Annotated in this window: 8 protein-coding genes; all 8 read left to right on the top strand. The window is 69.0% G+C overall.

Annotated features, from left to right (window positions below):
- A partial coding sequence (locus ACKVMH_RS11590) for a tetratricopeptide repeat protein (protein WP_412700405.1) occupies positions 1-250 on the top strand: 250 nt, incomplete at its 5' end.
- Positions 251-332: 82 nt separating this feature from the next.
- A complete protein-coding gene (locus tag ACKVMH_RS11585) occupies positions 333-797 on the top strand; it encodes a DUF4442 domain-containing protein (RefSeq protein WP_215219903.1) in 465 nt (154 codons plus the stop codon).
- Between the two features lie 132 nt (positions 798-929).
- Entirely contained in the window at positions 930-2942 is a 2013-nt protein-coding gene (locus ACKVMH_RS11580) for a bifunctional serine/threonine-protein kinase/formylglycine-generating enzyme family protein (protein ID WP_412700404.1), read from the top strand.
- Between the two features lie 22 nt (positions 2943-2964).
- Positions 2965-3636 carry a DUF502 domain-containing protein gene (locus ACKVMH_RS11575; protein ID WP_412700403.1) on the top strand — a complete coding sequence of 224 codons (672 nt, stop codon included), beginning with the start codon at positions 2965-2967 and terminating at the stop codon, positions 3634-3636.
- Positions 3637-3820: 184 nt separating this feature from the next.
- Positions 3821-5641 (top strand): DUF885 domain-containing protein, encoded by a 1821-nt coding sequence (locus ACKVMH_RS11570; protein WP_412700402.1) that lies wholly within the window; start codon positions 3821-3823, stop codon positions 5639-5641.
- A 144-nt stretch (positions 5642-5785) separates the two neighbouring features.
- Complete coding sequence (locus tag ACKVMH_RS11565) at positions 5786-7300, top strand: acetyl-CoA hydrolase/transferase family protein (protein ID WP_412700401.1); 1515 nt, start codon at positions 5786-5788, stop codon at positions 7298-7300.
- 226 nt (positions 7301-7526) lie between these two features.
- Positions 7527-7838 (top strand): hypothetical protein, encoded by a 312-nt coding sequence (locus ACKVMH_RS11560; RefSeq protein ID WP_412700400.1) that lies wholly within the window; start codon positions 7527-7529, stop codon positions 7836-7838.
- Positions 7839-7849: 11 nt separating this feature from the next.
- Positions 7850-8065, top strand: coding sequence for a hypothetical protein (locus tag ACKVMH_RS11555; protein ID WP_412700399.1), 216 nt, complete (start codon positions 7850-7852; stop codon positions 8063-8065).
- Positions 8066-8226 lie beyond the last annotated feature (161 nt).

Genomic DNA, 8226 nt, shown 5'->3' with positions numbered 1-8226 from the left:
GGTCGAGGCACTACGGCAGTCGGTGGCCGCCGACCCCGGCGACCTCCGCGCGCGCCACCTGCTGGGCGCGCACGCGCTGGTCGCCGGCCGCAACGAGGCCGCGCTGGAGCAGTTCATCGAGATGCTGCGGCACGACCGCGACTTCGACGGCGGGCTGCCGCGCAAGGCGCTGATCGACGCGTTCCAGGTGATCGACGATGCCGAGCTGGTCGGACGCTACCGCCGGAAGATGGCTTCGGTCCTCTTCTGACGGCGTCGCAATGCGGGGCGGCCTTGACTGTACGCGGCCGTATGGCACGCTGTCGCCCCCACGTCGTATCCCCCTGCGTTGCATGAAAGCCAACCTGTTCCGCCACGGCATCAACCTGTGGCCGCCGTTCCTCGCCAGTGGCATCCACGTCACCCGGCTCGATGACGACTACCGCCATGCGCGGGTCGAGTTGCGCATGCGCCCGTGGAACCGCAACTACGTGCGCACCCACTTCGGCGGCAGCCTGTTCGCGATGACCGATCCGTTCTGGATGCTGCTGGTGATGCAGTCCATCGGCCGCGACCACCTGGTGTGGGACCGCGCCGGCACGATCGACTTCCTCAAGCCCGGGCGCGGCACCGTGCACGCGTGCTTCGACCTCGATGACGACGTGCTGGCACAGCTGCGCGCCGACAGCGCGGGTGGCGACAAGGTGCTGCGCTGGTTCGAGACCGACGTGGTCGACGGCGACGGCGACGTGGTCGCGCGCGTGCGCAAGCAGTTGTACGTGCGCCTGAAGAAAGACCGGCGCTCCGGCCGCGACTGACCAATCGCGTCAGCGGGCGGCGTGCGCGGGCGCAAGCTGCCAAACCACGTGGCGCAAGCCACGGAACCGTACGCCGGCGATACAACCGGCCGTCGGGCGGCGGTATGCTCGGCTCCGCCACAGGGGGCCGCGATGCCAAATCCGCCGACCATCGATGCCAACGCACCGCCCTTGCCCGTGATCAAGGGTTACCGCCTGCTGCGCGTGGTCAACCACGGCGGCATGTCGACGGTGTACCTGGCTGAGCAGACCGCGCTCGGCCGCGAGGTCGCGATCAAGGTGATGGCCAGCCAGGCGCTGTCGGACGAAGTCAGCCGCCGGCGGTTCGAGAACGAAGTGCGCACCATCGCCCGGCTCGAGCATCCGCACGTGGTCCGCATCCACGAGTTGGGCCGCACGGCCGATGGCCTGCCGTACTACGCCATGCCCTACATGGCCCGCGGCCACCTGGGCCAGCGCAGCTTCCAGCTGGAAGGCGGCGGCGTCGACGAGGCGCGCGTCATCGAAATCCTGCGCGCGCTCTTGTCCGCACTGCGCTACGCCCACGCCCACGGCGTAGTGCACCGCGACGTCAAGGCCGAGAACGTGCTGTTCGACGACACCGAGTCGCCGCTGCTGGCCGACTTCGGCATCGCGCTGCGGCGCGGCTTCGGCCCGCGCGTCACCGCCGCCGGCCTGGCCGTCGGAAGCACCGCCTACATGGCGCCCGAGCAGGCCCGCGGCGAGGATGTGGATGGCCGCGCCGACCTGTACAGCCTCGGCGTGCTGGCGTGGGAAATGCTGTCGGGCCACCTGCCCTACCAGGCCGGCGATGCGCTCTCGATGGCCGTCATGCACGCGCAGGACCCGATCCCCAGGCTCCCCGCGCACCTTCGCCACTGGCAGCGCTTCATGAACCGCGCGCTGGCCAAGTTGCCCGGCGAACGCTTCCAGGACGTGGACGCGATGTCGGACATGCTGACCCTGGTCGAGCGCCGGCGCAGTTGGCCGCGCGTGACGCTGTGGCGCGAGCGCGCGCTGCGACAGCTGCAGGTGGTACCGCGGCCTCTGTGGGCCGGCATGGCAGTGATCGGCATCGTCGGCCTGCTGTCGTTGTGGCTGGCGCGCGACGGCGACGACAGCCTGCTGCGTGCCGGCACGCCCGCCGGGAACGTGACCGAAACCGCGGACCCGATCGCCTCGATGATGCGGCCGCTGCCGGAAGCCCCGGTGCAGGTCGCACTGGAGGATGCGCGCCGGCAACTGACCGAGCGCAACCTCACCGCGCCCGAGGGCAACAACGCCTACGACAGCGTCGTCCGGGCGTGGCGGACGGACGCCGACAACGACGAGGTCCGTCGCGTTGCCGGGGAGCTCTCTGCCGCGCTTGGCGCCGAGCTGGTCGACAACATCAAGCGCCAGCGCGACGCCCGCGCACTGGACTACCAGGAACACCTGCGCCGGCTAGAACAGGACACCGACGGCGCCCTGCCGGCGCTGTCGCAGACGCTGGTCGAAAACCTGGACACGGCCCTAGCCAACAGGATGAAGGCCGCAGAGCGCGACTTCGACCGCACCGCCGCCGCGGCCGTGGTCGAGCTGGCCGCTTCACTTGGCGCGCCCGAGCCCACCCGCGCGCAACTGCAGGCGCGTACCGATGCGATCCCCGAACGTGGCCAGGCACTCCCGGATGATCCTTCCGGCGCCGTGCTCGGCACCGACGGGGTGGCGATCAGCCGCAAGCCGGTGAGCCGCGACGAGTACGCCCGCTTCGCCACTCTTACCGGCCGCGAGGCTGCCCGCTGCCGCGAGCGGGCATCGCTGCTGCGCGTGCTTGCACCTCGTGACTGGCGCAACCCGGGCTTCGGCCAGGGCGACAACGAGCCGGTGGTCTGCGTCTCGCTCGCCGATGCGCAGGCCTACGCCGAGTGGTACAGCCGCCAGACCGGCCACGACTACCGGCTGCCCAGTACCGCCGAATCCCGCCAGATGGCGCCGGAGATCAGTGGTCGCGACCTTGCCCTGTGGCTGCGCGACTGCGGCAGCAGCTGCCGCGAGCGCAAGGTGATCGGCTCGTCCTGGCGCAACACGGCTGCCAAGGCACGAACGCTGGACGCAAGCCGCGGCTACGACGATGTCGGCTTCCGGTTGGTGCGGGAGCTGTAGCGCAGCCACGTACAATCGCGCGATGCGCAAGCCCCCCACCCTGCAACGCCTCTTCCTCACCGGCCTGCTGACCCTGCTGCCGCTGTGGCTGACGTGGGTGGTCGCCAAGTTCGTCTTCGTCCTGCTGTCCGACACCAGCCGCCCGATCACCGGCCCACTGCTGGCGCGCCTGGCCACCGACTACCCGCACATCGCCGGCTGGCTCGCCCAGTCGTGGGTGCAGACCGTGATCGCGCTGGCGGCCACGTTGCTGGTCATCCTGCTGTCGGGCGTGATGGCGCACCGGGTGTTCGGCCAGCGCCTGCTGCGGTGGGTGGAATCGCTGATCGGCCGAATCCCGTTCGCCAGCACGATCTACGGCAGCGCGCGGCAATTGCTGGACATCCTGCAGACCAAGCCCGACGGCACCCAGCGGGTGGTGCTGATCGACTTCCCGCACAAGGAGATGAAGTCGATTGGTTTCGTCACGCGGGTCCTGCGCGAACAAGGCACCGGCCGCGAACTCGCCGCGGTGTACGTGCCCACCACGCCCAACCCGACCTCGGGCTACCTGGAAATCGTTCCGGTCGAGAAGATCACCCCGACCGACTGGACCGTCGACCAGGCGATGAGCTTCATCATTTCCGGCGGCGCGGTCTCGCCCGAATCGATCCCGTTCACTCCTCCCGCCCAGCAGCGGCCGGACACGCACTGATGCCCGGTTGTTACTGACAGCTCGACCGCATCCAGCCTTGCGAAGCCGGCCGTGTGCCGGCTTCGTTGCGTCACCGGGTGCGCATCTGTGACCTCGTCGTGGTTGCAGTGACCTTTGGCCCATGCCGCGCGGCACCATCGCAGCGAGCCTCGGGGGCTGTCTTCCCGCCCGTCCGGAGAACCCGATGAAGCCGTCCCTCACCCGCTCCCTGCTTGCCCTCGGCCTGGCTGCCGCGATGGCCGCGTGCAGTCCCACCGCCGCCGGGGACTCGAGCCAGGCCACCACCTCGGCAGAAGTCGCGGGGGACAAGGCGGCCCGGCTGGACGCGCTCTACGCGACCTACTGGGAGGAAATGCTCGAGCTCAACCCGCTGGCCGCCACCTTCCAGGGCGACCCGCGCTACAACGACCGCCTGCCGAACTTCCTGTCGGAGGAGTACCGCGACCGCTCCCGCGAGTTCACCGCCGGGTGGCTGGAGAAGGTCGAGGCCATCGGCGCCGACGGCCTGGAAGGCCAGGACCTGCTGAGCTACCAGATCTTCGTGCGCAACGCGAAGGACGAGCTGGCCAGCGAGCAGTTCCCGTCGTGGATGCAGCCGGTCAACCAGTTCTACAACATCGCCTCCACCGTGGTTCAGCTGGGCTCGGGCACCGGCGCGCAACCGTTCAAGACCGTCGCGGATTACGACAACTGGAGCAAGCGTGCGTCTCAGGTGCCGGTGCTGTTCGACCAGGCCATCGCGAACATGAAGCAGGGCGTGGAAGCCGGCGTGGTGCAACCGCGCGCGCTGATGGAGAAAGTGCTGCCGCAGCTGGATGCACTGATCAAGGACGACGCGGCCGACACGCTGTTCTGGAAGCCGGTCAGCGACATGCCCGAGTCGTTTTCCGCCGAGGACAAGGCGCGCATCACCGCGGACTACCGCGAGCTGATCGAGCAGCAGTTGATGCCGGCCTACCGCGAGCTGCGCGAGTACATCGCCAACGACTACATGCCGCATGCGCGCGACACCGCCGGCATGGCCGCGCTGCCCAACGGCGAGGCGTGGTACGCGTTCCGCGCCAAGAACTCGACCACGACCGACCTCGGCCCGGCGCAGATCCACCAGATCGGCCTGGACGAGGTGGAACGCATCCACGGCGAGATCCGCAAGGTCATGGCCGAGGTCGGCTTCAAGGGCTCGCTGCAGGACTTCTTCGCGTTCATGCAGAACGACCCGCAATTCTCGTTCGAATCCGAGGAGGCGCTGCTGGCGCACTACCGCGGCCTCGAGGACAAGATCAACCAGAAGATCCCCGAGCTGTTTTCGCTGACCCCGAAGGCACCGTTCGAGATCCGCCCGGTCGAGGCCTTCCGCGCGCAGTCCGCCGCGGGCGGTTCGTACATGCGGCCCAGCGAGGACGGCAGCCGCCCGGGCATCTTCTACGTCAACACCTACGACCTGCCGACCCGCAAGACCTGGGACGCCGAAGACCTGTTCCTGCATGAGGCGATCCCGGGCCACCACTTCCAGCTCGCCCTGCAGCAGGAGCTGACTGGACTGCCGACCTTCCGCCGCTTCGGCGGCGAGACCGCCTTCACCGAGGGCTGGGGCCTGTACGCGGAGTCGCTCGGCAAGGACCTGGGCGTCTACACCGACCCGTACAGCTACTTCGGCTACCTGCAGAACGAGCTGTGGCGCGCGATCCGGCTGGTGGTGGACACCGGGCTGCACAGCAAGGGCTGGACCCGCGAGCAGGTGATCGCCTACATGCTGGAGAACTCGGCCGAGTCCGAGACCCAGGCCACTGCCGAGGCCGAGCGTTACATGGCCATCCCGGGGCAGGCGCTGGCATACAAGATCGGCGAGCTGAAGATCCAGGAGATGCGCGACAAGGCCGAGGCGGCGCTGGGCGATGACTTCGACGTACGCGCGTTCCACGCCGAAGTGCTCAAGGACGGTTCGGTCCCGCTGGACGTGCTTGAGGACAAGATCAACCGCTGGATCGCCGCCCAGCAGGCCTGACCTGCAAGCATCGGTGCACGACATGGGGCCGGCCGCAATGCCGGCCCCGTGCTGTTTTGCCGGAATCGTCCGTTCCAGCGGCGGAACGGCCCGCCCGCGCGGCGCGGCCTAGAATCGGGAGATTCGAGCCACACGGGACCCTTCATGAACGACCGCATCCTCGACCCGCGCCTGCGCGACCGCGTGATGACCGCCGGGGAAGCGGCGCAGCTGATCCAGCCGGGCATGACGGTGGCGATGAGCGGCTTCACCGGCGCCGGCTACCCGAAGGCCGTGCCGCAGGCGCTGGCCGCGCGCATGGAACAATCCGCCGGCGAGGGCCGCCCGTTCCGGATCAAGGTACTGACCGGCGCCTCCACCGCCCCCGAGCTGGACGGCGCGCTGGCGAAGGTCGAGGGCATGGAGCTGCGGCTGCCCTACCAGTCCGACCCCAACGTGCGCGAGCGGATCAACGCCGGCACGCTCAACTACATCGACATCCACCTCAGCCACGTCGCCCAGCACACCTGGTTCGGCTTTTTCGGCGATATCGACGTCGCGGTGATCGAGGTGGCCGGCATCCGCGAGGACGGGCTGCTGATCCCGTCGTCCTCGGTGGGCAACAACAAGACCTGGCTGGAGCAGGCCGACAAGGTGATCCTCGAGGTCAACCGCTGGCAGCCGGCCGCGCTGGAGGGGATGCACGACATCTACTACGGCACCGCCCTGCCGCCCAACCGCAAGCCCATTCCGCTGGTGAAGCCGGACGACCGCATCGGCGAGCCGTACCTGCGGGTCGACCCGGCCCGGATCATCGCGGTGGTGGAAACCGACGCGCCCGATCGCAATTCCGCCTTCAGCCCGCCCGACGAAGCCTCACGGCAGATCGCCCGGCACCTGCTCGACTTCCTCGACCATGAGATCCAGCGTGGCCGCCTGACCGACCGCCTGCTTCCCCTGCAATCCGGCGTCGGCAACATCGCCAACGCCGTGCTCGCCGGCCTGTCGGAGGGCGGCTACAAGGGCCTGGCGGCCTACACCGAGGTGATCCAGGACGGCATGCTGGAGCTGCTGAAGAACGGCACCCTGCGGATGGCGTCGGCCACGTCGTTCTCGCTCAGCCCCGCCGGCATCGAGGAGTTCAACGCCAACGTGGGGTTCTACCGCGAGCGGATCCTGCTGCGGCCGCAGGAAATATCCAACCACCCCGAGCTGATCCGACGGCTGGGCTGCATCGCGATGAACGGGATGATCGAGGCGGACATCTACGGCAACGTCAATTCGACCCATATCGCCGGCAGCCGGATCATGAACGGCATCGGCGGCAGCGGCGACTTCGCCCGCAACGGCTATCTCTCGGTATTCATGTCGCCCAGCACCGCCAAGGGCGGGAAGATCTCCGGCATCGTGCCGATGGCCAGCCACGTCGACCATACCGAGCACGACACGATGGTCATCGTCACCGAACAGGGCCTGGCCGACCTGCGCGGGCTGGCCCCCAAGCAGCGCGCCAGGCTCATCATCGAGCGCTGCGCGCACCCGGACCACCGGCCGATGCTGCAGGACTACTTCGACCGCGCCTGCGCGAACAGCTACGGCAAGCACACCCCGCACCTGCTCGGCGAGGCGCTGTCGTGGCACCAGCGGTTTGTCGACACGGGATCCATGCGCGGCGCCTGAAGGTCCTTCCAAGGCGGCGATTGGCGCGCATCAGCCGTCGACACCCAGCTCAGCGCGCAGATGCACCGGGGGCCTTCAGCGATTGGCTACCAGGAATCCCCGCTCGGCGCGCACAACGGCCTTGAGGGCGACCTCGCGGTCGGACTTTCGTTGGTCCTAATAAAGTCCCCCCTTATACGAGTCCGCCATGCTGTCATCGTTCCCCACCCTTCCGCGGAGCTGCTTCATGGTTACTGCTCGCCACCCCCTGCTCTCCCTCGTGCTGGCCGTGTCGCTCGCCTTGCCGGTTGCCGCGTGCGCGGCCCCCTCCTCCAGCCATCCGGTGCCGGACGTCGGCAACGCGGTCTCGCCCGTGCCCGGGGTGGTGTCCTCGGGCCGACTGGATGCTTCCGACGTCGCGACGCTCCAGGCCAACGGCTTCCGCCAGGTGATCGACCTCACTCCCGATGACGAGACGCCGGGTTTCGATGAGGCCGGCCTGGTACGCGAGGCCGGCATGGCCTACGCCAACCTGCCCATCCGGGTCCGGCAGACCTGACCCGCGCCAACGTGGCCGCGTTCGACGCGCTGCTGCGGGACATCGACGCCCCCGTACTGGTGCACTGCGCCAGCGGCAACCGCGTCGGGGCCATGGCTGCGCTGCGGGCAGCCTGGGTAGAGGGGCACACGGTGGAGAAGGCCGTCGAAATCGGCCGCGCGTGGGGTATGAAAGGCCTCGAGAGTGCGGTGCGTGAGCGGCTCGCCTCGGAGCCGGGCGCGGGCTGACGCCACCCGCTCCCCCAAGAAAAAAAGGCCGGCATCTCTGCCGGCCTTTTTCATAGCTGCTGGAGCGCCGCGGTCAGGCGGCGCCACCACCGGCGCCACGGCGCGGACCACGACCCTGGCCGCTGCCGCGCTGTTTCGGGCCCGCATGGGCGTGGCCCTGG

The sequence above is a fragment of the Lysobacter zhanggongensis genome (assembly GCF_046638635.1).
GTDB classification, from domain to species: Bacteria; Pseudomonadota; Gammaproteobacteria; order Xanthomonadales; family Xanthomonadaceae; genus Novilysobacter; species Novilysobacter luteus.
This window is presented reverse-complemented; position numbering and strand designations above follow the sequence as displayed.

Bases quoted from the DNA above. Each gene is read 5' to 3' on its own strand.
- ACKVMH_RS11575 (WP_412700403.1), top strand. From the start codon at position 2,965: ATGCGCAAGCCCCCCACCCTGCAACGCCTCTTCCTCACCGGCCTGCTG.
- ACKVMH_RS11560 (WP_412700400.1), top strand. From the start codon at position 7,527: ATGGTTACTGCTCGCCACCCCCTGCTCTCCCTCGTGCTGGCCGTGTCG.
- ACKVMH_RS11570 (WP_412700402.1), top strand. From the start codon at position 3,821: ATGAAGCCGTCCCTCACCCGCTCCCTGCTTGCCCTCGGCCTGGCTGCC.
- ACKVMH_RS11585 (WP_215219903.1), top strand. From the start codon at position 333: ATGAAAGCCAACCTGTTCCGCCACGGCATCAACCTGTGGCCGCCGTTC.
- ACKVMH_RS11580 (WP_412700404.1), top strand. From the start codon at position 930: ATGCCAAATCCGCCGACCATCGATGCCAACGCACCGCCCTTGCCCGTG.
- ACKVMH_RS11565 (WP_412700401.1), top strand. From the start codon at position 5,786: ATGAACGACCGCATCCTCGACCCGCGCCTGCGCGACCGCGTGATGACC.